This is a genomic window from Clostridium sp. AT4, from assembly GCF_001517625.2.
Classification (GTDB): Bacteria; Bacillota; Clostridia; order Lachnospirales; family Lachnospiraceae; genus Enterocloster.
In genome coordinates this window covers 1,748,453-1,772,441 of sequence record NZ_LN999828.1, presented here as the reverse complement: position 1 = coordinate 1,772,441, position 23,989 = coordinate 1,748,453, and the positions used below count along the sequence as shown (strand labels likewise).

Below are 23,989 nucleotides of genomic sequence, written 5' to 3'. Positions count from 1 at the left end.
AATAGGAGAAAGTTTCATGGCAAAGTTAAAAATGACAGCCGCAGTTGTTTCACAGGAACAGCTGGCTGAAGGCATTTATGATTTAAGGCTGCAGGCTGATGAGATTGCATCCCAGGCGGCAGCAGGACAGTTCGTGTCCGTTTATTCAAAGGACGGTTCCCGTCTGCTTCCAAGACCCATCAGTCTCTGCGGCATCGATAAAGAGTCTGGACAACTGCGTCTGGTATACAGAGTGGCAGGAGCAGGGACAGAGGAGTTTTCCGCTCTGAAGGCGGGAGATACCGTTGATATCCTGGGCCCTCTGGGAAATGGCTTCCCTCTTCTGGAAGGGAAGAAGGCCTTCCTCATCGGCGGCGGCATTGGTATTCCTCCCATGCTGCAGCTTGCAAAGGAGTTAAGCGCCCTGAACGGCTCTGAGATGGTTCAGTCTGTGATCGGCTATCGTGACAGCCAGCAGTTTTTAAAGGATGAATTTGAGGCTTACGGCCCGGTTTACACGGCTACAGAGGACGGAAGCCGCGGTACAAAGGGAAATGTACTGGACGCCATCCGCGAACATGCACTGACCGCAGATGTGATCTATGCCTGCGGCCCAACTCCCATGCTCCGCGCCTTAAAAACATATGCAGCAGAGCATGGCATCCAGTGCTGGATTTCTCTGGAGGAGAAGATGGCCTGCGGCGTGGGCGCTTGTCTGGCCTGTGTCTGCCAGTCAAAGGAAAAGGACGAGCATTCTCAGGTGCACAATAAGCGTATCTGCAAGGACGGCCCTGTATTCCTGGCAGATGAGATTGAACTGTAAAGGAGGACGGCCCTGTGAATATGAGTGTAAATATCGCCGGAGTGGAATTTAAAAATCCGGTGATGGAAGCCTCCGGAACCTTTGGCTCCGGTATGGAATACAGTGAATTTGTAGATTTAAATCGTCTGGGCGCCGTTGTGACCAAGGGTGTGGCAAATGTACCCTGGCCCGGAAATCCCACTCCCAGAATCGCGGAGACCTACGGCGGTATGATCAATGCCATTGGTCTGCAGAATCCGGGAATTGACGTATTTGCAAAGCGTGATATTCCATTTTTGAAGAAATACGATACAAAAATTATTGTGAATGTCTGCGGCCGTTCCACAGAGGACTACATTGAGGTAGTAGAGCGTCTGGGAGAAGAGCCGGTGGATATGCTGGAGATCAACATTTCCTGCCCCAATGTAAAAGAGGGGGGAATTGCTTTCGGTCAGGACCCAAAGGCGGTTGAGGCGATTACAAAGGCAGTAAAGGCTCATGCAAAGCAGCCGATTATTATGAAGCTCAGTCCCAATGTGACAGATATTACCGTGATGGCAAAGGCTGCTGAGGCAGGCGGTGCAGATGCGATTTCCCTGATCAATACCATAACGGGAATGAAAATTGACGTGGAGCGCCGTACCTTTGCCGTAGCCAACAAAACAGGCGGACTTTCCGGCCCTGCTATCAAGCCGGTGGCAGTGCGCATGGTGTATCAGGCAGCTAATGCGGTTAAGCTCCCTATTATTGGAATGGGCGGTATTGCCAATGCAGCGGATGCTCTGGAGTTTATTCTGGCAGGTGCTACGGCTGTAGCCATTGGAACAGCCAATTTCCACAATCCATATGCAACTGTGGAGACCGTAGACGGTATCCGGGCATATATGGAACGCCACGGAATAGAGGATATAAAAGAACTGATCGGCGCTGTGAAATAAGCAGCCGAAGCAGGGATAGAAACGATGACGAAAGCCCGCGGGAGTCAGAATCCGGCGGGCTTTCACTGACAGACGCTTTTACAGGGGGGAAGCAGCACTCGAAAGGAGAAGGGCATGGACAATCAGAGATATAACGTACTTTTTATACAGACAGATCAATGGTCTCAGAATTTTATGGGGTATAGAGGGTGCAGTGAAATTATGACTCCCACCATTGACCAGCTGGCAAGAGACGGGGTGATTTATACAAACTGCTACAGCACCTGTCCGGTATGTATACCGGCCAGACGGAGTCTGATGACAGGTATGAGCCCCAGAAGCCATGGTGACAGGGTATACAGCGACCGGATGAAGATGCCGGAAGCGAAAACACTGGCCCAGGCATTTTCGGATGCCGGATATCAGACTGTGGCAGTGGGAAAGCTTCATGTGTATCCCCAGAGAAACCGTATTGGTTTTAATGAGGTGATTCTTCAGGAAGAGGGACGCTATGAATTTGGCGTTCTGGACGATTATCAGATATGGCTGGCGGAAAACGGAGCGGTAGGGCAGGAGTTTTCTCATGCTATGGGAAATAATACATATTATACGACTCCATGGCCCCTTGAAAGACGGATGCATCCTACCGTGTGGACTACGGCACAGATGGTGCGGCAGATTCAAAGGAGAGATCCTACACGTCCTTCCTTCTTTTATCTGTCCTATCAGTTTCCACATCCGCCGCTGGTTCCGCTGAAGGAATATCTGGATATGTATAAAGACGAGGATATTACTCTGCCGCCAGCAGGAGACTGGGTTGACGACAGCTTTATCATGAAGGAAATGACAGAATCCGGCAGGCATTACAGCGACAGAGAGATAAAGCTGGCAAAGAAAGCCTATTTTGCCCAGTGTACTCTGATTGATCATCAGATTCGTCTGGTACTGGGAGCGCTGAGGGAAAATGGAATACTGGATAATACACTGATTGTGTTTGCCAGCGACCATGGGGAAATGCTGTTCCAGCATAAGATGGCGGGGAAACGCAGTTTTTATGAAAATTCATCCCATATACCGCTGCTCTTTTCAGGAAAGCCTGTAGCTTCCCTGAGGGGAAAGAAGGATACGCGTCTGGCCTGTCTGGAGGATATTATGCCTACCCTTCTGGAATTCTGCAAAATTCCGGTGCCGGATACGTCAGAAGGGGAAAATCTGTTTGGTGAGAGAAAGCGTCAGGTTCTGTTTGGAGAAATAAGCGAGGGGCCAAGAGCTACGCGCATGATCCATGACGGACGCTTTAAACTCATTTATTATCCATGGGGAAACAGGATTCAGCTCTTTGATCTTGAACAGGACCCAATGGAAATGAAAGATCTGTCAGGGAGGTCTGAGGTAAGGCAGATACAGGAAGCGCTGGAAAAGGAACTGATGCAGCAGCTGTACGGAGAAGATGTAAACTGGATTTCGGACGGAAAACTGACAGGCGTAGAGGCGCCGAAATACAGGGAAAAGGCAGATTATGGTTTTTCCAATCAGAGGGGGCTTCACTGGCCGGTGGTTATGCCTGTTTCAAAGGATTCGGCTGGAAGCTGACAGGAATGATAAAATAAAAATGATCCATACTAGTCATAAACAGGAGGAACCCAACATGAAATTCAGTGAAATGCCCTATGAACGGATTGATTTTGATGCCGCCAAAGAGGAGCTTTCCTCTATTATAAAGGCTTTTCAGGAAGCCGGTACGCCTCAGGAACAGATGGAGGTCCACAGACGCTACTATAAGCTGATGGGCCGCATCAAAACCCAGGCTACTCTGGCGGAAATCCGTCACAGTATTGATACCACAGATCCCTTTTATGAGGAAGAGAAAACGTATTATGACCAGGAAATGCCCGCATTTTCCAATCAGGAGGTGCAGTATAAGAAGCTCCTCTTTGCTTCTCCATACCGCAAGGAGCTGGAGCTGGTCATCGGCGGGCCTGCATTTAAAAATATTGAGCTTGCGGCAAAGTCTGTAAGCGAGGCAGTGATCCCTTTGATGCAGGAAGAAAATGCCCTTGTGACAGAGTACGAAAAACTGCTTGCCGGCGCAAAGATTGACTGGAAGGGAAAACTCCTTAATCTTTCCATGATGACGCCATATTTAAACCATGAGGATCGGGAAATCCGGAAAAAGGCGGCTGCAAAGGTGAATGCGTTTTATGAGGGGATTGCAGACCAGCTGGATGAACTGTATGATAAGCTGGTAAAAAACCGTACGGCGCAGGCAAAGAAGCTCGGCTTTGAGACCTATACAGATCTGGGCTACTGTCGTATGAACCGCAACAGCTACGGAAGAAAAGAGGTAGAGCAGTTCCGGGAGCAGATTAAAAAGGACTGGGTGCCCTTTGCGGAAAAAATGTGGGAAAACCGCAGGAAACGTCTGGGTCTTGACACCTTGTACCACATGGACGAGGGCTTAAGCTTTCCGGAGGGAAGTCCCAAACCAACGGGAACCCCGGAGGAAATCTTAAAGAGCGGGCAGAAAATGTATGAGGAATTATCCCCTGAAACCAGAGAATTTTTCGACTTTATGATGGAAGGGGATCTGTTTGATGTATTTGCCCGTCCCCATAAGCAGGTGGGAGGGTATATGACCTATCTGCCTGATTATCATGCTCCTTTTATTTTCGCCAACTTTAACGGAACCGCCGGGGATGTGGATGTAGTGACCCATGAGTGCGGCCATGCATTTCAGGGGTATATTTCAGGAAAAGATCCTATTATGGAGCATTCCGATATTACGATGGAAACGGCAGAAACCCATTCCATGTCTATGGAGTTTTTTACGAATCCGTGGATGGAGCAGTTCTTTGGCAGCAGGGCCGGGGATTTCTTAAAATCCCAGCTGGAGGATGCGGTAGTATTTATCCCCTATGGCAGTATGGTAGATGAATTTCAGCACATTGTATACGATCATCCGGAAATGACTCCGGCAGAGCGAAAGGATATCTGGAAAAAATTAGAAAAGCAGTACAAGCCCCACCTGACCTATGAGGAAGAATCTTCCTTTTATTCAGAAGGCGGCTTCTGGCAGCGCCAGCACCATATTTACAGCTTCCCATTTTATTACATTGATTATGTAATTGCTCAGACGAATGCCTTTCAGTATAAGATCTGGATGCAGAAGGACTACAGAGCAGCCTGGAAAAGCTATCTGGCGTTTTGCGAAGCCAGTGCTTCAGACTTTTTTACCTGTATGTTAAAGGATGCAGGTCTGGATTCCCCCTTTGAGCCGGGAATCATCCGGCGGATTGCGGCAGAGTTGGAAGAAATTTATAATCAGATGGAAACAGATTATTTATAAGCGGAGTGATTTTGGCAGAAGATTCTGTGGCTAGCGGAATCTTCTGCTTTGCTGTATGCTTTTGGCAGAGTGTTTGTTTTGCAGAAAAGGGAAGGAGAAAAGAAGATTTCACATGAAAGAACGCAGAGAGGTATTAGATTATGGAATGACCTTTCAGGATGTGTATATAGATACGCCGTTTCACGATCCGAACTGGGTACTTCTTAGATATAAAAAGAATCGTAAAGCCTTTGCCTGGACGTATGAGAGAAATGGGACTATGTGGGTGAATGTAAAGGTTGATCCTCAATGGAGAGGATTTTGGAGAAAGGCATACCCTTCCATACAGCCGGGATACCATCAAAATAAGGAGCACTGGAATTCAATCCCTTTAGACGGGAGGATTCCGGATGAAATCATAAAGAGGATGATAGGGGAAAGCTATGATCTGATCGGTGGGGGAAAGAAGCAGTAAAATGATTCGATTTATAGTTAGCTTAAACAAAGCGTGCTTGACAAATGATAAAAATTATCATAAACTAACTTCGCAAGAATACAGATGAACGTCGTTTCAGAGTATGAGAAAGGACAAAGAAAAATGACACTGAAGCATTTGGAAATAGGAAAGAGTGCTGTCATAAAGGCAGTTGGCGGGGAAGGCGCTCTGCGCCAGCATTTTTTGGATATGGGGGTGATACCGGGAGCAGAGGTAACGGCTGTGAAGCTGGCGCCCATGGGAGATCCCATGCAGCTGCAGATCCACGGTTATGAGCTGACTCTGCGCCTGGATGATGCGGATCAGATCGAGATTGAACCCATTGACATCCGTACCCGCAGCCATGAGGGGGCAAAAAATATTAACAACAGTGTTCATCCCGGCCTGGGAGAGGATGGAAAATATCATGTGAAGGGAGAGGGAAATCCCCTTCCTGAGGGTGAAATTCTTACATATGCCCTGGTAGGCAACCAGAACTGCGGTAAAACCACTCTGTTTAACCAGCTTACCGGAGCCAATCAGCATGTGGGGAATTTCCCCGGCGTTACGGTAGACCGCAAGGATGGCCCCATCAGGGGGTATGCCAATACGCGGATTACGGATCTTCCGGGTATTTATTCTATGTCTCCCTATACAAATGAGGAGATCGTATCCAGAAACTTTGTGCTGGAGGACAGGCCGAAGGCGATCATCAATATTGTAGACGCTACCAATATTGAACGCAACCTGTATCTTACCATGCAGCTTCTGGAAATGGATGTTCCCATGGTAATTGCCTTAAATATGATGGATGAGATCACAGGAAACGGAGGCACCATTGATGTAAACGGGATTGAAGCCATGCTGGGAGTTCCGGTAGTACCGATTTCTGCGGCAAAAAATCAGGGTGTGGATGAGCTGGTAAAGCATGCAATTCACATTGCCAGATATCAGGAACGTCCGGGGCGTCAGGATTTTTGTGATGAAAATGAATTTGGCGGAGCCGTGCACAGAGGCATCCATGCGGTCTGCCATCTCATTGAGGATCATGCAAAGAGCGCGGGAATCCCGCTGCGATTTGCAGCCTCTAAGCTGATCGAAGGCGATACGCTGATTTTAAAGCAGTTAAAGCTGGATCAGAACGAAGAGGAAACCTTAGAGCACATCATTTTACAGATGGAAAAGGAACGGGGGCTTGACCGCAGCGCAGCCATGGCGGATATGCGTTTTTCCTTTATTGAACGGATCTGCGAAAAAACCGTGGTAAAGCCAAGAGAGAGCAGGGAGCATATCAGAAGCCGGAGAATTGATCAGGTTCTGACTGGAAAGTATACGGCGATCCCCTGTTTTATCGGAATTATGGCTGCGGTCTTTTACCTGACCTTTAATGTGATCGGAGCATGGCTTCGGGGGATTCTGGAAATAGGCATCACGGCTCTGACAGAGTGGGTGGACGGAGCTCTTACAGCAGCTCATGTAAATACGGTTCTTCACGGCCTTGTGATTGACGGTATCTTTTCCGGAGTAGGTTCTGTGCTTTCCTTCCTTCCGATTATTGTAACGCTGTTCTTTTTCCTGTCCATGATGGAAGACAGCGGATATATTGCAAGAGTTGCCTTCTTTATGGATAAGCTGCTGCGAAAGATCGGCCTTTCCGGCCGGAGCATCGTGCCTATGCTCATCGGTTTTGGCTGTACTGTTCCTGCAGTGATGGCGACCCGGACGCTTCCAAGCGAAAGGGACCGTAAGATGACCATTCTCTTAACACCCTTTATGAGCTGTACGGCAAAGCTTCCGATCTATGCCTTTTTTGTCAGCGCCTTTTTTCCGGGACATGGCGGCCTTATTATGACAGGCCTTTATATTCTGGGAATTCTGGTGGGTATTTTAGCGGCAGTCTTATTTAAGAGCACCCTATTTAAAGGGGAGGCGGTTCCTTTTGTAATGGAGCTTCCCAACTACCGTCTGCCGGGGGTTAAAAATGTAAGCCAGCTTTTATGGGAAAAGGCTAAGGATTTTCTGCAGAGGGCTTTTACCGTAATTCTGGTAGCTACGGTGGCTGTGTGGTTTTTGCAGAGCTTTGACTTCCAGTTTAATCTGGTAGAGGATTCATCGGGAAGTATCCTGGCTGTGATTTCCGGCTGGTTGGCTCCGCTGTTTGCGCCTCTGGGACTGGGGGACTGGCGGATCATTACCTCTCTTGTCAGCGGCTTTATGGCAAAAGAGAGCGTGGTATCTACTCTGGAAGTCCTCTTTGCAGGCGGGGTAGAGACAGCCCTTACCACATTGGCAGCAGCATCCCTTCTGGTGTTCTGCCTGCTCTATACGCCTTGTGTGGCAGCGATTGCCGCTGTGAAGCGTGAACTGGGCGGAAAATGGGCGGTTTTAGTTGTACTGTGGCAGTGCGGGATTGCGTGGATTGCGGCTATGATCGTTAAAATCATTGGAAATCTGATGGGAGTGATGTAAATGAATCCGTGGAATCTGGTAACTGGACTTCTGGTATTTGCTTCTCTTGCAGCTGCGTTGAGGAAGCTATGGAAGGATAAGAAAAATGGAACAGGCGGCTGCTCCGGGAACTGTTCCGGCTGCAGCGGCTGCTGTGGACATTGAGAGAACGTATATGTGGGATCTGGGCTTGCCAGATCCCATTTTTAGACAAAAGACAAGACGGGAGATGATACGACATGATGGGAAAAACACATATGATAGCCGGGATCGGGGCCGCTGTGCTGATCTCGCCCCCTGATACTATCGGCGGCTGCCTTCAGGCTCTTTTAGGAGGAGCTCTGGGTGGACTGATCTGCGATCTGGACGTACAGTCCAGCACTTACTGCCGGGATGCGCGGGTCGTGAGAAATACAGCCCTGCTTTTAGGGGCTGTGATCTTATTTTTAGACTGGAAATGGAGCACCGGAATCTGGGATCATATCGGTTCCCATCTGGGGAGCAGGCAGCTTCTTGGACTTGGGATTTTTCTGGTGATAACCATTGCAGGAAAGCTGTCCTCCCACAGAAGCTTTACCCATTCTTTCCTGGCACTGGGGTTTTTGATGGCTGCGTTTTACTTTCTGTATGCTCCGCTGATCCCCTATGTGGCAGCAGGCTTTCTTTCCCACATGTTTTTGGATCTGTTAAATAAAAAGCCGGTAGAAATTTTTTATCCATATAAAAAAGGTGTTTGCCTGCGGCTGTTTTCTGCGGATGGGCTGGCAAACAGGTTGATCTGCACCGGAAGCCTTGTTTTTGTTGTGGTTCAGATGTGGGATATTATGTGGAAGCTGGTTCTGGGCGCGGCAGGCCGTTTTTAAACTCTGGGCTTATCCATGGATGGTATGATTGTATGAGATTACGGATTTTAATGCGTTAGAAAATAAATTTCGTTTAATTTGATGTGTGACAATGATTCATACCTGTGCTACAATGTCATAACTGAAATCTGTAAGAATGGAAAGGAAATCTGCAATGGAACAGGATATGACAAAAGGAAGCCCTTTTCGGGTTCTGATCATGTTTACACTGCCTCTTGCAATTGGAAATATTTTCCAGCAGCTTTACAACATGGCAGATACCATCATTGTGGGGCGCTATGTGGGTGCGGATGCGCTTGCAGCAGTAGGATCAACGGGAACCGTGATGTTTTTATTAAACGGCTTTGCACAGGGCATTACAGCCGGATTTGCCGTGCTGACCTCCCAGCGCTACGGGGCAAAAAAGATGGACGGGGTAAGACAGAGCGTATCGAACGGTATCCTTCTTTCTCTGATCGGCGCCATTGGCTTTACGGCAGCCAGCCTTTTATTTATGCGTCCCTTGCTGCATCTGATGAATACGCCGGAAAACATTTTTGCGCAGGCTTATGAGTATATTTCCCTTATCAGCCTGGGAATGGTGGCCAATGTATTTTATAACCTGTTTTCTTCCTATCTGAGAGCTGTGGGAAACAGCCGTATGCCTCTTGTTTTTCTGGTGCTGTCGGCCTGTTTAAACGTAGTGCTGGATCTGATCCTGATCATCAACTTTAAAATGGGAGTAGCCGGAGCTGCCTGGGCGACTAACCTGTCTCAGGCAATTTCTGCTGTATTATGTGCAGTCTACATCTATAAAAAGGTGCCGGCCCTGATGCCGGAAAAGCGCCACTGGCGATTCCACAAGGGCGATACCCGCTATCAGCTGGCTACGGGGATTCCCATGGCGCTGCAGTTTGCCATTACCTCCTCGGGAACCATGGTGATGCAGTCAGCGATTAATCTGTTTGGCTCTGAGGCGGTGGCCGCCTACACGGCAGCCGGAAAAATCCATGGCCTGCTGACCCAGGGAATGGTAGCTATGGGGCAGACGATGGCTGTATACAGCGGCCAGAATTACGGAAAAGGTGATGCAGGACGAATTCGCCAGGGTGTCCGTGCGGCTTTGATCATTGAGGTAATCTATTCGGTGGCATCTGCAGTGGTCGTATCGGCAGCTCTGGGGCCAAGTCTGGGTCTGTTCTTCTCAGGGGAGGTAGATCTGGCGGCTATGATGCCCTGGGCCAGAACGTATACAACCATCTGTACCCTGTTTTATGTGCCTTTATGTACTATTTTTATCTTCCGAAATACCATGCAGGGCTGCGGATACGGCTTTCTGCCTATGATGGGCGGAGTGGTAGAGCTGGCAGCCCGTCTGATCGTAGCAGTGATCGCTATGGATATTCACAGCTATTGGCTGGCCTGCGCCTGCGATCCTGCCGCCTGGGTGGGAGCCGGTCTGTTTACAGGCATTTCCTATCTGTATGTAATAAAGAAGATTGAGAAAAATCTGGGGAAGGGGACGGCAGTTCATAAATCATAAAAGTAAGATAACTTTAAGAATATCTGCACCTGCAAAAAACGGACGCGGCGGCTGTGATCACATGGCTGCTGCATCCGTTTTCCAGTTTGAGAGGGACATAGATATATTCACCTTGAACATAACGCCGCAGTTCTTTTGCCGGCGCGTTCGGAAGAATAAGCTGTGCATCACATTGCGAAATGTGCAAAATGACCTTCTGCTGTTTTTGAAGACATATAAAAAAGATAAAACTGATAAAAATAAATGTAAAACACAAGGAAATTCAAAAATAGTTTCGACGAAAGCGATAAAAAATATGCATAAAATTTGTGCACCTCTTACAAAGTTACGCAAAACGTATCGTAAAATAGTCGGATAGTTTCGGATGAAAGGTTATGTTATACTTTATATATGACGAGGGAAATGTTTACGAACGGAGTGAAAAGACAGCCGATGAAGTCAAAAAAAATCACAATCAAAGATGTTGCAAAAGAGGCAGGCGTTTCAGTTGCAACTGTATCCAGAGCGCTTAATGGCTTGGGTGGAATTGGGAAGGAAACCAGAGATCATGTATTGGAAATTTGCGAACGCATGGCCTATGTACCCAGTACACTCGCCAGCGGATTGACGATGCGTCATACAAGAACGCTGGGGATTGTGGTGCCGGATATTACCAGTCCGTTTCATGCACAGCTGATGGTGCTTCTTACCAGCGAGGCACAGCAGTATGGTTATCAGGTGCTTCTCTGCAATAGTTTTCGGGATTATGAAACAGAGATGGAATATTTCAAGCTTCTGATCAGTAATCAGGTGGAGGGGATCCTGTTTTATCCTGTGGGAGATATGAGCTCCAAAAATCTGTATCAGTATATGCGGTACGTTCCGATCGTTTCATTAAATGAAATGCCGGATAACAGCCCGATTCCCTATGTGTGCGGTGATGAGCGCAAGGGTGGAAGTCTGGCAGCCGAACGCCTGATTCGGGGAGGATGTAAAAAAATTCTCTGCATTGGTATCAAGGAAGACCGTCTGGTTCATCGTTACCGGGTGGAAGGGATTATGGATGAGGCTAGACAGTGGGGAGCAGAGATTGAGGTCTACGAGAGTGATAAAAACTATAAAAGCAGTTTTGATCGTGGATATGGACAGGCAAGTGAACTGATACGGGAAAGCCTCAGGCCGGGAGGAGAGCCGCTTCCGGATGGCATCATTGCGGCCAGTGATGCAACAGCCAACGGAGTAATCAAGGCATGTATGGAATATGGAATAGCGATTCCTGACCAGATGTCAGTAATAGGTTTTGATGATATCAACGGTGCGGTTCCTGCAGTGGAACTGACGTCAGTGTCGATTTCACACAAGCTTCATGTGAAGCGTGCAATTAATCTTTTGATCCGTATGAAACGGGAACGTACCCTGAAGGAGCAGGAACGGGGGATAAAACTTCGACCGGCTTTGGTAGAACGAAGTTCCTGTCAGGCGGTCAGAGGCAGTGGCATATATAAACAATAGTTTTTTGGGGAACTGCAGACATACATCACAAGGAGGTACGAGTATATGGTTGATCTGAAACAGAAACCATTCTATCTGTCAGATGAAGATATCCGTTGGGTAGAAGAAACGATTGCATCCATGACGGATGAAGAAAAAATTGGGCAGCTGTTTATTATGCTGGATCGAAAAAAAGATTTTGATGAGACGAAAGAGATTTTTGATCGTTTTCATATCGGAGGATGCCGTTACAGCAATGAGCCGGCAGAAAAGATTTATGAACAGAACCGTTTTTATCAGGAACACAGCAAAATTCCGGTTTTAATCGCGTGCAACTGCGACAACGGCGGTGACGGAGCCTGCGGCGGAGGAACGTATGTAGCCACGGCGGCGGCATGTGGAGCTACGGATGATGACAGTACTGCTTACAGCGTAGGATATGTGAGCGGAAGAGAAGCTGCAGCTGTGGGATGCAACTGGGATTTTGGCCCGGTTTGTGATCTTCTTTATAACTGGCGCAATACGATCGTAAATACCAGAGCATATGGCAAGGATCCTGAACTGGTAATAAAAAATGCAAAGGCATATGTGAGAGGTGTCAGGGAAAGCGGACTTGCTGTCTGCTGCAAACATTTCCCAGGCGATGGAATTGAGGAACTGGATCAGCATCTTGTTATGGGTGTAAATACAATGGAGTGTGATGAGTGGGATTCTACTTTCGGTCATGTTTATAAGGAAATGATCGACAGCGGAATTCAGAGCATTATGGCGGGCCACATTGCACTTCCGGAGTACTCCAGAAAGCTTCGTCCGGGTATAAAGGATGAGGATATTATGCCGGCAACACTGGCGCCGGAACTGATCACGGATCTTCTGAGAGGTAAGCTTGGATTTAATGGACTTGTTCTTACGGATGCCTCCCATATGGCTGGAATGACAGCTGCTATGCCAAGAAGTCAGCAGGTGCCCGGAGCAATTGCAGCAGGCTGTGATATGTTCCTCTTCTTTAATGATATCGAAGAAGATTTTGGCTACATGATGGATGGTTATAGAAATGGAATCATCACAGAAGAACGCCTTACAGATGCGCTGCGCCGTATTCTTGGATTAAAGGCTTCTTTAAAGCTTCACGAAAAGAAGAAGAAGGGTACGCTGATACCTGAAAAGGAGGGGCTTTCTGTTGTGGGATGTGCAGAACATCTTGCTATGGCAGCAGAAGCAGCTAAAAAGAGTATCACTCTTGTAAAAGATACTCAGCACAATCTTCCTGTTACACCAAAAACTCATAAGAGAGCATATGCTTTTGTAATCAGCAGTCCACCTATCTCACGTAAAAACCAGCATGATCCTGTAAAGCAGCTGGTAAAGGAGGAGATGGAGAGGTTTGGTTATGAAACCACCATGCATGAAAGCTATTATGATCTAGTATTGGATGATGGCATTACAAAAGAAACTGAGCTGCGTTCCGTGATAATCGGAAAGGTAGAAGAGTTTAAAAAGAAATACGATGTGGTATTTGTATTTATCAATATGAAGGGATATGCTCAAGCCAATAATGTGCGTCTGGAGTGGTCCATCGGTCATTCTACGGAGATTCCGTGGTATGTAAAAGAACTTCCTACCATATTTATTTCTTTAAATTATACCAACCATTTGTTGGATGTGCCTATGGCTAAAACCTTTATTAATGCTTATGCCCCTACCAGAGAAGTAATTCGTCAGACCATTGAAAAGGCAGCTGGTGAGGCGGCGTTTGAAGGAACCTGCAATGATAACGTATTCTGCGGCCGCTGGGATACTAGGCTGTAGAGAGAAAGGGGGAATTAACCTATGAATACAAAAGGATCAAAGAAAGCGCGCAAGGACTTTTTTACAGGTATGGGATTTATTCTTCCCAGTCTTTTGGGATTTTTGATTTTTACCTTTATTCCTGTAGTAATCTCCCTGTGCCTGAGCTTTACAAGCTGGAACTTTATGGAAGGTATAGAGGGAATCAAATTTAATGGTCTTGCAAACTATATCCGTCTCTTCTCAGATGAGTGGTTCCTTAATTCCTACAAGAACAACATTATATTTACTGCAGTAACAGTGCCTGTTCTGATCGCACTGGGACTTGTAATGGCTACTATTATCAACAAGTACATTTATGGCGGCGGTGTAGTGCGTACCATGATCTTCATTCCTTATATCGCCAGTGTTGTTGCTGTATGTACGGTGTGGATGGTTCTTTTACAGCCCAGTTACGGACCAGTGAATGAATTTTTCCGTTCCATCGGAATCGCAAATCCTCCAGGCTGGCTGGCTGACTTTAAGTGGTCTCTTCCATCGATCATGATCATATATGTATGGCAGCAGGTTGGATACTATTCTATCGTATTCCTGGCAGGTTTAAAGGGACTTCCAGAGGATGTGTATGAAGCTGCAAAGGTAGATGGTGCGTCTTCGATCCGTCAGTTCTTTTCATTGACAGTGCCGCTGATTTCCCCTACAACCTTCTTCCTTACAATTATGGGTATCATCGGTTCCTTCAAGGTATTCGATCAGATCAGTGTACTGACCCAGGGCGGTCCTGGAAGCTCCAGCTCCGTTATGGCTTACTATGTATACCGCACTGCTTTCGATTACTTTGAAATGGGTTATGCCAATACCCTGGCATGGGCGCTTTTCGTACTGGTATTCATTGTTACACTGGTTCAGTGGAAGATGCAGGCAAAGTTTTCAAATGAGTAAGGAGGGGCATACAGGTGAAAAAACTCAATATTACAAAAGTAATCCTGACAGCTATTTTCTGGGCAGTGGGTATTTCCATGGTGCTGCCTCTGATCTGGATGATGTCTACTGCCTGTAAGGTAGAGGCGGATGTATTTAACTTCCCTATTCAGTGGATTCCTCCCCGTTGGAATCTGGTGGAAAATATGAAAGAAGTTTGGGGAGGTACCTATAACTTTGGACTGTATTACTTAAATACCATAAAGGTAACACTGGGAGCAACCTTTCTTCAGGTATTTGTTTCTGCTCTGGGCGCTTATGGCTTTTCTAAGGTAAAATTTAAGGGACGTGACAAAATCTTCCTGGCTTACCTTGCAACCATGATGATCCCGCCTCAGGTTACCATCGTTTCACAGTTCATTATCATGCGTGAGATCGGACTTTACAATTCTCATGCAGGTCTGATCCTTATGCTGGCGTTCAGTGTATACGGCGTGTTCCTGCTTCGTCAGGCAATGCTTGCTATTCCTGAATCCCTGTCTGAGTCAGCCATGATTGATGGTGCAGGTCATGTAACTATCTTTTTCAGGATTATTATGCCTATGATCAAGCCATCTCTGGCTACACTGGCAACCCTGAAATTCGTATGGACATGGAATGATTACCAGGCTCCCTTGGTATTCTTAAACAACCGTGCACTTTATACGATCCAGCTTGGTATGAAGCAGTTTGCTTCTGAATCAGGAAGTTATTATTCTCTGATCATGGCTGCGGCAGTTTCCGCAATTTTGCCATTGATCATTGTGTTCCTGTTCTGTCAGCGGTTTGTAGTAGACGGAATTGCTACAGGAGCAGTAAAGGGTTAACAAATGTATTATATATATAATTTAAGGAGGGTTTTTAAAATGAAAAAAAGCAAACGGTTTTTTGCAGCCATGATGGCAGCAGCCATGACAGCAGGAATGCTGACAGGATGCGGCGGCGGAGCTAAAAAGGAATCAGCAGCTCCTGCAGAGAGTGCTCAGGGCGGCAGCACAGAGGCTGCCAAGGAAGGTGAGCAGGTTAATCTGCGCTTTGTTTCCTGGCAGACAGCTAACAAGGAACTGGATAAGAAGGTAGCAGAGGCTTACACAAAAGAGCATCCTAATGTAACCATTACATATGACTACTATGGTGATATGACTGCAGCAGAGTACTACAAAAAGGTAGATATGATGGTAATGGGCGGCGAGGAAATGGATATCCTGATGGCATCTGCATTCCCGGAGCATGCTCAGAGAGCAGCATCCGGCGCATATCTGCCTCTGGAAGAGTTCTTTGAGAAGGAAGGTGTAAAACCTGAGGACGCATATGCTATCGTACAGAAGGTTGACGGAAAGATGTATGGAATTCCTGGAGATCTGAAGTCATGGTTTGTACTGATTAATAAGAACTATCTGGATGAGGCTGGTCTTCCTGTTCCGGAGCTTGACTGGACATGGGCAGATTATCGTGACTATGCCAACAAGATGACACAGGGTGAAGGCGCAAGTAAGCGCTATGGTTCCTATTTCCATTCCTGGGATCATTATAACTACATGGGAATGTGGTCCAACTATCCGGACAACCCAATGTTCAATGCTGATATGACGGCTGTAAACTTTGATCATCCAATGTTTAAAGAGTGGCTGCAGTTCCGTTACGATATGGAAAATGAAGATAAGTGCCAGGTTCCTTATGCAGACGTTAAGTCTATGAACATGAACTACCGTGATAAGTTCTTCAACGGACAGATCGCAATGCTGCCAATCGGAAGCTTCATGATTCCTGAGCTGGATGACCAGGATAAGTATCCTCACGAGTTTGTAACTACCTTTGCACCAATTCCTGCATGGGAAGATGCAGAGCCAGGAACTACCTATACAGAGTCCCATTTCTACAGCATCAGCAAGACATCCAAGCATCCTCAGGAAGCTTATGACTACATCCGTTTCTATACCACAGAGGGTATGCGTATCCGTGGCATCAGTGTTTCTGCAGAAAAGGGAATCGATAAGATGGAATTCGTTAATATGCAGATCGAAGATCCTAAGTATGTAGATGTAGAAGCATTAAAGAACGTAATTAACAATCCGGCTTGGAAGGATAATCTGTATGCAAATGTTCCTTCTTACAATAAGGAGTTAGCAGCTATGATGACAGATGAAAGTGCTAAATTCTTATTAGGAACAGAAAGCCTTGATAACGTAATTGATTCCATGATGAAAAATGGTACTCAGATGATGAAGGATAAGGCAGGCAAGTAATTAAGCAGAATGAATCGGGGGAGGGGTGGTATGCCCCTTCCCCTTTGCTATTCTAATGAAAGAGAGGAATATTTATGCTGTATCCGAAAATGACAGAAAGCAGAATGGTTTTTGATTTAAATGGAGTATGGGATTTTTGTCTCATGGATGGGGAGGCAAAGGGCGAAATTGTGCCGATGCCGGTACCTTCTTCTTACAATGATATCTATACAGGCCGTGGTTTTGCAGATCATGTAGGGAATCTGTATTACAGAAGAACGTTCACAGTAAGTTCCCGGATGCTGGAAAAACGTCTGTTTCTTCGGTTTGGAAGTGTAACTCATAAGGCAGAGGTATGGCTGAATGGAACCTGTCTCGGAAAACACTCTGGCGGTTTTCTTCCGTTTTCCTTTGAAATTACGGAAACAGCCATAGCCGGAGAAAATGAACTGGAAGTAATTGTAAATAATATAGTAGATGAAACAACGCTGCCGGCAGGCCGTATGGTGCATCAGAAGTTTCCGGGGCTGCCGGAAGAGATTCATAACCTTCCTAATTTTGATTTTTACAATTATTCCGGAATTATGCGTCCTGTCTGCCTTTATACTGCTCCTGAATCATACATTGAAGATATCAGTATTTACGGAAAAATGGACGGAAGCTTTTACTGGGATGTAAAGGCAAATGGAGAGGGAACAGTATCTGTACGTCTTTTGGATGCTGCGGGAAATGAAGTTGCAGCGGGCGAGGGCTTTAAAGGAACAGGACGGATTGATCAGGTACAGCTGTGGGAACCCGGACATCCGGTTTTATACAGTCTGGAGGTTACTCTTACAGGAAGTGACGGAGAAAAGGATACATACACTGAAGTGTTCGGATTCAGGGAGGTATCGATTCGTGACTGCCGGATTCATTTAAACGGTAAGCCGGTATATTTAAAGGGATTTGGAAAACATGAAGATTCACCTGTTCACGGACGCGGCTTTGATATGGCATACAATGTAAAGGATATTGGTTTGTTAAAATGGATCGGTGCCAACTCTTTCCGTACCAGTCATTATCCATATTGCGAAGAGATGCTTCAGCTTTGTGACAGAGAAGGAATTTTAGTCATTGATGAGGCTCCTGCGGTAGGACTGAACGCCGGCTTCACGGCTACAGGACTTCTGGGAGGCAATCCCAACGGAACATGGAAGCTTTTTAAGACGGCTGAGCATCACCGTCAGGTCCTGCGTGATATGGTTCAGAGAGATAAAAATCATCCCTGTGTTATTATCTGGAGTGTTGCAAATGAGCCTGCCAGCCAGGAGGACGGAGCAAAGGAATATTTCGAACCATTGTTAAATCTTGTTCGTGAATTGGATGAACAGAAACGTCCGGCTACACTGGTTACATATGAAGGTTCTAACCCTGTCAGCTGTAAGGTGGCTGAAATCTGTGATCTTTTGATCATCAACCGCTATCGCGGCTGGTATGATACGGAGGGAAATCTCAGAGGAGCAGCAGCTCTTTTAAAGGATGAGCTTGAGGGCTTTCATAAGCGGTGTCCCGATAAACCTATTATGCTGGGAGAATACGGAGCAGATACCATTGCCGGTTTCCATGATATAAATGCCCGTATATTCAGCGAAGAGTATCAGGTTGATTTCCTGCGGGCATATGGTGAGGTTTTTGACAGTCTTCCATATATAACAGGTGAACATGTATGGAACTTTGCAGATTTTGCAACAGCAGAGAATATCAAACGCGTTGGGGGTAATAAAAAGGGAGTGTTTACGCGCGACCGTAGTCCTAAAATGGCAGCCCATTTCCTGAAGGAAAGATGGGAAGGAATATCATAAGGACAGTTGGGATAAGAACTGTCAAATAGAGGTGAGTATGTCAAACATAATAGAAAAATATGTGAAAAAAAAAGAATATCTGGTTTGTGTGGATTCTGACGGCTGTGCTATGGATACAATGGATGTGAAACATTTTCGCTGCTTTGGTCCATGTATGATCCGGGAGTGGAAGCTTGAGCAGTGGAAAGAGGAAACAGAGAAGCGTTGGAATGACGTTAATCTGTATACGATGACCAGAGGAATTAACCGCTTTAAGGCGCTGGAGGCGGTACTGCGCTGGGTGGACGGGCATGTATGTAAAATTGAGGGGCTGGAGGATCTGGCAAAGTGGACAGACACTGCAAAGGAACTTTCACCGGCTAATCTGATGGCAGCCATTGAGGCGGGAGGCGGAGATATCTTAAAAAAGGCATTTGACTGGTCGGCTGCTGTAAACCGGGAGATTGATGCCCTGCCGGAAAGTGAAAAACTGCCCTTTGAGGGAGTAAAAGAAACGCTGGCTATGATTCATGAAAAAGCAGATATTGTTGTTGTCTCTTCCGCTAATGCACAGGCTGTGGCAGAGGAGTGGCAGACCCATGGGCTGGCTGGACATACTGACCTGATGCTTTCTCAGGATGCAGGAAGCAAACAGTTTTGTATCAATGAACTGTTAAAAAAGGGCTATCAGACAGATCACGTTCTGATGGTAGGGGATGCGCCGGGAGACCGTTCGGCAGCCAGAAATAACGGAGTCCTCTATTACCCGATCCTGGTTAAAAAAGAGACGTATTCATGGAAGCGCCTTCAGGAAGAAGGAATGAACCGGTTCCTGACAGGTACTTTTAAGGGAGAATATGAACGGCAGCTGGAGCAGGAATTTGAGGATAACCTGACACCGAAAACCGAGCAGTAAGAAAGGAAGCCGTAACAGGATGAATATTCTTGTAATAGATGTTGGAACCTCCAGTATGAGGGGAATCCTGTTTACACAGGATGGAGAAACATTAACACAAAGGCAGCAGCTCTATCAGGTTACTTACGGGGAAAAGGGCTGGGTCTGGCAGGATGCTTCTGACTGGGAAAATGCCTTATATGGTATTATCAGGGAAATCACTGCGGAGACAGAGGAAAAGGGATGGAGGGTGGATGCCATTGCCATTACCTCCCAGCGCTCTTCGGTTATTCCGGTAGATAAGGAATTTAAGCCTCTGTGTCCGGCTGTTATGTGGCAGGATAAGAGAACCGGTGATATCTGCGACAGTCTCAGAGATAAAAACGACAAGGTATTTTCGCTTTGCGGATCCAGGGTGAATCCGGTATTTTCTGCCAGCAAGATGACCTGGATCCGCCGGGAACTGCCAGAGGTATACAGCAAAACAAGGACATTTATGGTAATTCCGGATTATCTCATATTCTGTATGACAGGTGAAGTATGTACAGATTATACGTATGGAAGCCGGTCTCTGCTTATGAATATACGGAAGCGTCAATGGGATCCGGAACTTCTGGAACTGTTTGAAGTAGACGAGGAAAAGCTGTGCCGCCTCATAGAGCCGGGAAGTATCTGTGGTTATACATCCGGAACATTCCGGGAACGCACCGGATGCCCAGAAGGGGTTCCTGTGATCACTGCAGGTGGAGACCAGCAGTGCGGGGCTATCGGACAGGGAGTAGTAAAAGAAGGAATTTTATCAGTTACAGCAGGAACAGGAGGATTTCTTGTTGCAGCATTAAATGAGGTACCATCCAATCTTGAGCAGGATGTAATCTGCAACGTATCATCTGTAAAGGGTCAGTATATTCTGGAATCCAGTGTTTTGACATGCTGTTCTGCATTTGACTGGTTTAAAAGAGAATTTTACGGAAACTGCAGCTATGACGAGCTGAACCGGGATATAGCATCTGTTCCGCCGGGATCCCATGGCTGTCTGTGTCTTCCATATTTCCAGGGACGTTCTACTCCAGACTGGAACAGTCAGGCCAGAGGTGTATTTTCAAACATAACCCTGGGAACTACACGTGCTGATATGCTTCGAGGCCTTCTGGAAGGAATCTGCTATGAAATTGGCAATGGAATTGAAGCCATGAAAAAATATGTGGAACTGTCGGAAATCTGTGTCAACGGAGGACTTACAAACAGCGAACCATTTAATCAGATCCAGAGCGATGTATATGGAACACCAATCGTGCGCCGTGGAAAATCAGATGCAACGGCAAGAGGTGCATTTATGGTAGCGGCAGCAGAAATGGGAGTATACAGATCTGTGGAAGAGGCATTCAGGATGCTTAAGAAAAACAGTGAAGAACGGATATATGTTCCGTCAGAAGCATATACCGGGCTGTACAGGGAAGCCAGAGAGCAGATGAATCAGATGTACAGACAGATTTACAGCAGATAAAACGGATGACACACCCAATATAAAAAGGAGACGATGCGCAATGAGTAAAGTGAATGAAATCACAAGAGAAAGCTGGATTATGAGCACTTTCCCTGAGTGGGGAACCTGGCTGGTAGAGGATATTGAAAATGAGGTTGTCGAGCCCGGAAATGTAGCTATGTGGTGGCTGGGCTGTACCGGAATCTGGTTTAAAACACCGGGCGGAGCTAATATCACAATTGATTTATGGTGCGGAAACGGTAAGAGAACCCATGGAGACGGTAAGATGAAGCCGGGACATCAGATGGCCAATATGTGCGGCGGCCGTGCTATGCAGCCAAATTTAAGAAACGTTCCTTTTGTAATTGATCCATTTGCATTCAAGCAGGTTGATGTAGTTTTAGCAACACACTATCATCAGGATCATATGTCGGCAGAATGGGCTGCTCATGTGATTCAGAGCGGTATGACAACGACAGATGAAAACGGAAAAGAAATTCCGGTTCCGTTTATTGGCCCTCAGAAATCAGTTGATACCTGGATTGGCTGGGGCGTACCTGCAGAACGGTGTCAGGTAGTACATCCGGGAGATGTAATCAAGATTAAGGATATTGAAATTGTATGTCTGGATTCCTTTGATCGTACCTGTATTGTAACAACTGATAAGACTGGACCGGACAGAGAAGAACTGACAGGAGTATGTCCTACTGATATGGATGAGAAGGCAGTTAACTATCTGGTAAAAACTCCCGGAGGAAATATATATCATTCAGGTGATTCACATTTCTCCATTTATTTTGCAAAGCATGGAAAGGATCATGATATTGATGTGGCTTTTGGATCCTTTGGTGAAAATCCAGTGGGCATGCAGGATAAGATGACTTCAACAGATATTCTGCGTATGGCAGAGAATCTTAAGTGTAAGGTAGTAGTTCCTATTCACTGGGATGTCTGGACAAACTTCCAGGCTGACTGTGAGGAGATCCGTCTTCTTTACGATTTTAAGAAAGACAGAAATGAGTATAAATTCCACCCGTTCTTCTGGCAGGTAGGCGGAAAATATGTATATCCGCAGGATAAGGATAAAATGTATTATCACCATCGCCGTGGCTTTGAGGATTGCTTTGAAGCACCTCAGAATATCCCGTTCCGCTCTTGTCTGTAAGACTTCTTCATTGACACAGCAAACATAATCTGATATAGTAATTCACTGTACGAAGCGAGAGGATGAAAAGCCGAGCGTGGCTGGCAACCTCTCGTTTTGTTGCGATATACACTGATAAATGAAAGAGGAAAACAGCAGTTTATGGATATTGTAAAATTTGAAGAGTTACAGTTAGACGAGCGGATCATCCGCGCTATTACGGAGATGGGCTTTGAGGAGGCTTCTCCCATCCAGGCTCAGGCGATCCCGGTTGTGTTAGAGGGCAGAGATATGATCGGCCAGGCTCAGACGGGTACGGGAAAGACGGCAGCTTTTGGCCTCCCCCTTCTTCAGAAGGTTGATCCAAAGGTGAAGAAACTTCAGGCAATTGTGCTTTTGCCTACCAGAGAGCTTGCAATCCAGGTGGCAGAGGAGCTGCGCCGTTTTGCCAAGTTTATGCACGGCGTTAAGGTTCTGCCTATTTATGGAGGACAGGACATTGTGCGCCAGATCCGGGCTTTAAAAGACGGTACCCAGATCGTAGTGGGAACACCGGGCCGCGTGATGGACCATATGCGCCGCAAAACCGTGAAAACAGACCATGTGCATACCGTTGTACTGGATGAGGCGGACGAGATGTTAAATATGGGCTTTTTAGAGGATATGGAGACAATCTTAAGCCAGCTTCCCGAAGAGCGTCAGACGCTGATGTTTTCAGCAACCATGCCCCAGGCGATTGCAGAAATTGCCAGAAAATTCCAGACTGATCCTGTTACCGTGCGTGTGATCAAAAAGGAACTGACCGTTCCCAAGGTGACCCAGTATTATTATGAAGTAAAGCCGAAAAATAAGGTAGAGGTTATGTGCCGTCTTCTGGATCTTTACGATCCGAAGCTTTCTGTGGTATTCTGTAATACCAAGCGCCAGGTGGATGAGCTGGTTCAGGCCCTTCAGGGAAGAGGATACTTTGCAGAGGGCCTTCATGGAGATTTAAAACAGGTGCAGAGAGACCGTGTCATGGAGAGCTTCCGCAAGGGACGCACCGATATTCTGGTGGCAACCGATGTGGCGGCCAGAGGTATTGACGTAGGAAATGTAGAGGCAGTATTTAATTACGATATCCCTCAGGATGACGAGTATTACGTACACCGCATCGGCCGTACAGGAAGAGCGGGAAGAGAAGGAAAGGCCTTCAGCCTGGTTGTGGGCAGAGAGGTTTACAAGCTCAGAGATATCCAGCGCTACTGCAAGACAAAGATCATCCCTCAGGCGATCCCGTCTTTAAATGATATTACGGAAATCAAGGCGGAGAAGATTTTAGATCAGGTTCAGGAGACTTTAAATGACAGCGATCTGGCAAAAGTGGTAAATATCCTGGAGAAAAAGCTCATTGAGGAGGACTATACGTCCCTGGATGTGGCAGCAGCCCTTCTTAAAATGGCCATGGGCGATGATAATGAGGATATCATTGACAATTATCTTCCTGCCAGATCCTTAGATGATCTGGACAGCTTCGGCAGAGGGCGTGGAAGAGAACGCAGCCGGGGTGGCAGAGGAAACCGCAGAGGCGCTACCGACCGCGCTGCAGTAGATTATGTGATCAATGGCGCCGGGGAGCATATGGCCCGTCTGTTTATCAATATTGGAAAGGCCCAGAGGGTAACTCCGGGAGATATCCTGGGAGCCGTGGCAGGCGAATCCGGCATTCCCGGCCGTCTGGTGGGAAGCATTGATATGTATGACGGCTACACCTTTGTGGATGTTCCGGCAGAATATGCGGAGAATGTTTTAAAGGCCATGAGCCATGCAAAGATTCGGGGCAAAAATATCCATGTGGAAAAGGCAAATTCCAGACGGTAACAGAACGTAA

The 23,989-nt window shown here is 46.6% G+C and carries 19 protein-coding genes; all 19 read left to right on the top strand.

All coding sequences use genetic code 11. The features are described 5' to 3' along the window. Positions 1-16 precede the first annotated feature (16 nt). The 19 genes from BN3656_RS14510 (at position 17) to BN3656_RS14415 (ending at position 23,979) form a co-directional block, all read left to right on the top strand. Positions 17-802 (top strand): dihydroorotate dehydrogenase electron transfer subunit, encoded by a 786-nt coding sequence (locus BN3656_RS14510; protein WP_066549575.1) that lies wholly within the window; start codon positions 17-19, stop codon positions 800-802. A 14-nt stretch (positions 803-816) separates the two neighbouring features. Continuing rightward, on the top strand, positions 817-1,719 hold the full coding sequence (locus BN3656_RS14505) for a dihydroorotate dehydrogenase (RefSeq protein WP_066549573.1): 903 nt from the start codon (positions 817-819) through the stop codon (positions 1,717-1,719). A 114-nt stretch (positions 1,720-1,833) separates the two neighbouring features. After that, entirely contained in the window at positions 1,834-3,291 is a 1,458-nt protein-coding gene (locus tag BN3656_RS14500; RefSeq protein ID WP_066549572.1) for a sulfatase-like hydrolase/transferase, read from the top strand. Between the two features lie 55 nt (positions 3,292-3,346). After that, positions 3,347-5,044 (top strand): M3 family oligoendopeptidase, encoded by a 1,698-nt coding sequence (locus BN3656_RS14495; RefSeq protein ID WP_066549569.1) that lies wholly within the window; start codon positions 3,347-3,349, stop codon positions 5,042-5,044. 112 nt (positions 5,045-5,156) lie between these two features. Further along, positions 5,157-5,498, top strand: coding sequence for an MmcQ/YjbR family DNA-binding protein (locus tag BN3656_RS14490; RefSeq protein WP_066549567.1), 342 nt, complete (start codon positions 5,157-5,159; stop codon positions 5,496-5,498). A 123-nt stretch (positions 5,499-5,621) separates the two neighbouring features. Beyond that, positions 5,622-7,967 (top strand): ferrous iron transport protein B, encoded by a 2,346-nt coding sequence (gene feoB, locus BN3656_RS14485; RefSeq protein WP_066549565.1) that lies wholly within the window; start codon positions 5,622-5,624, stop codon positions 7,965-7,967. Further along, positions 7,968-8,111: a FeoB-associated Cys-rich membrane protein gene (locus BN3656_RS14480; protein ID WP_081422975.1), complete on the top strand. Its 144-nt coding sequence runs from the start codon at positions 7,968-7,970 to the stop codon at positions 8,109-8,111. A 74-nt stretch (positions 8,112-8,185) separates the two neighbouring features. Next, positions 8,186-8,809: a metal-dependent hydrolase gene (locus tag BN3656_RS14475; protein WP_066549561.1), complete on the top strand. Its 624-nt coding sequence runs from the start codon at positions 8,186-8,188 to the stop codon at positions 8,807-8,809. Positions 8,810-8,963: 154 nt separating this feature from the next. Next, a complete protein-coding gene (locus tag BN3656_RS14470) occupies positions 8,964-10,331 on the top strand; it encodes an MATE family efflux transporter (protein WP_066549554.1) in 1,368 nt (455 codons plus the stop codon). A gap of 432 nt (positions 10,332-10,763) precedes the next feature. Continuing rightward, complete coding sequence (locus BN3656_RS14460) at positions 10,764-11,822, top strand: LacI family DNA-binding transcriptional regulator (RefSeq protein ID WP_167544887.1); 1,059 nt, start codon at positions 10,764-10,766, stop codon at positions 11,820-11,822. A gap of 45 nt (positions 11,823-11,867) precedes the next feature. Further along, entirely contained in the window at positions 11,868-13,610 is a 1,743-nt protein-coding gene (locus BN3656_RS14455) for a glycoside hydrolase family 3 N-terminal domain-containing protein (protein ID WP_066549549.1), read from the top strand. 21 nt (positions 13,611-13,631) lie between these two features. Then, positions 13,632-14,531, top strand: a complete 900-nt coding sequence (locus tag BN3656_RS14450; RefSeq protein ID WP_066549547.1) for a sugar ABC transporter permease — start codon at positions 13,632-13,634, stop codon at positions 14,529-14,531. A 14-nt stretch (positions 14,532-14,545) separates the two neighbouring features. Then, on the top strand, positions 14,546-15,376 hold the full coding sequence (locus BN3656_RS14445; protein ID WP_242963016.1) for a carbohydrate ABC transporter permease: 831 nt from the start codon (positions 14,546-14,548) through the stop codon (positions 15,374-15,376). Positions 15,377-15,415: 39 nt separating this feature from the next. Continuing rightward, on the top strand, positions 15,416-16,795 hold the full coding sequence (locus tag BN3656_RS14440) for an extracellular solute-binding protein (protein WP_066549543.1): 1,380 nt from the start codon (positions 15,416-15,418) through the stop codon (positions 16,793-16,795). A 74-nt stretch (positions 16,796-16,869) separates the two neighbouring features. Continuing rightward, a complete protein-coding gene (gene uidA / locus BN3656_RS14435) occupies positions 16,870-18,615 on the top strand; it encodes a beta-glucuronidase (RefSeq protein ID WP_066549542.1) in 1,746 nt (581 codons plus the stop codon). A 37-nt stretch (positions 18,616-18,652) separates the two neighbouring features. Continuing rightward, positions 18,653-19,510, top strand: a complete 858-nt coding sequence (locus tag BN3656_RS14430) for an HAD hydrolase-like protein (protein WP_066549540.1) — start codon at positions 18,653-18,655, stop codon at positions 19,508-19,510. Positions 19,511-19,529: 19 nt separating this feature from the next. Next, a complete protein-coding gene (locus BN3656_RS14425; RefSeq protein WP_066549538.1) occupies positions 19,530-20,996 on the top strand; it encodes an FGGY-family carbohydrate kinase in 1,467 nt (488 codons plus the stop codon). A 40-nt stretch (positions 20,997-21,036) separates the two neighbouring features. Then, entirely contained in the window at positions 21,037-22,140 is a 1,104-nt protein-coding gene (ulaG, locus tag BN3656_RS14420) for an L-ascorbate 6-phosphate lactonase (protein ID WP_066549536.1), read from the top strand. Between the two features lie 141 nt (positions 22,141-22,281). Continuing rightward, positions 22,282-23,979 (top strand): DEAD/DEAH box helicase, encoded by a 1,698-nt coding sequence (locus BN3656_RS14415; protein WP_066549535.1) that lies wholly within the window; start codon positions 22,282-22,284, stop codon positions 23,977-23,979. The last annotated feature ends 10 nt before the right edge of the window (positions 23,980-23,989 follow it).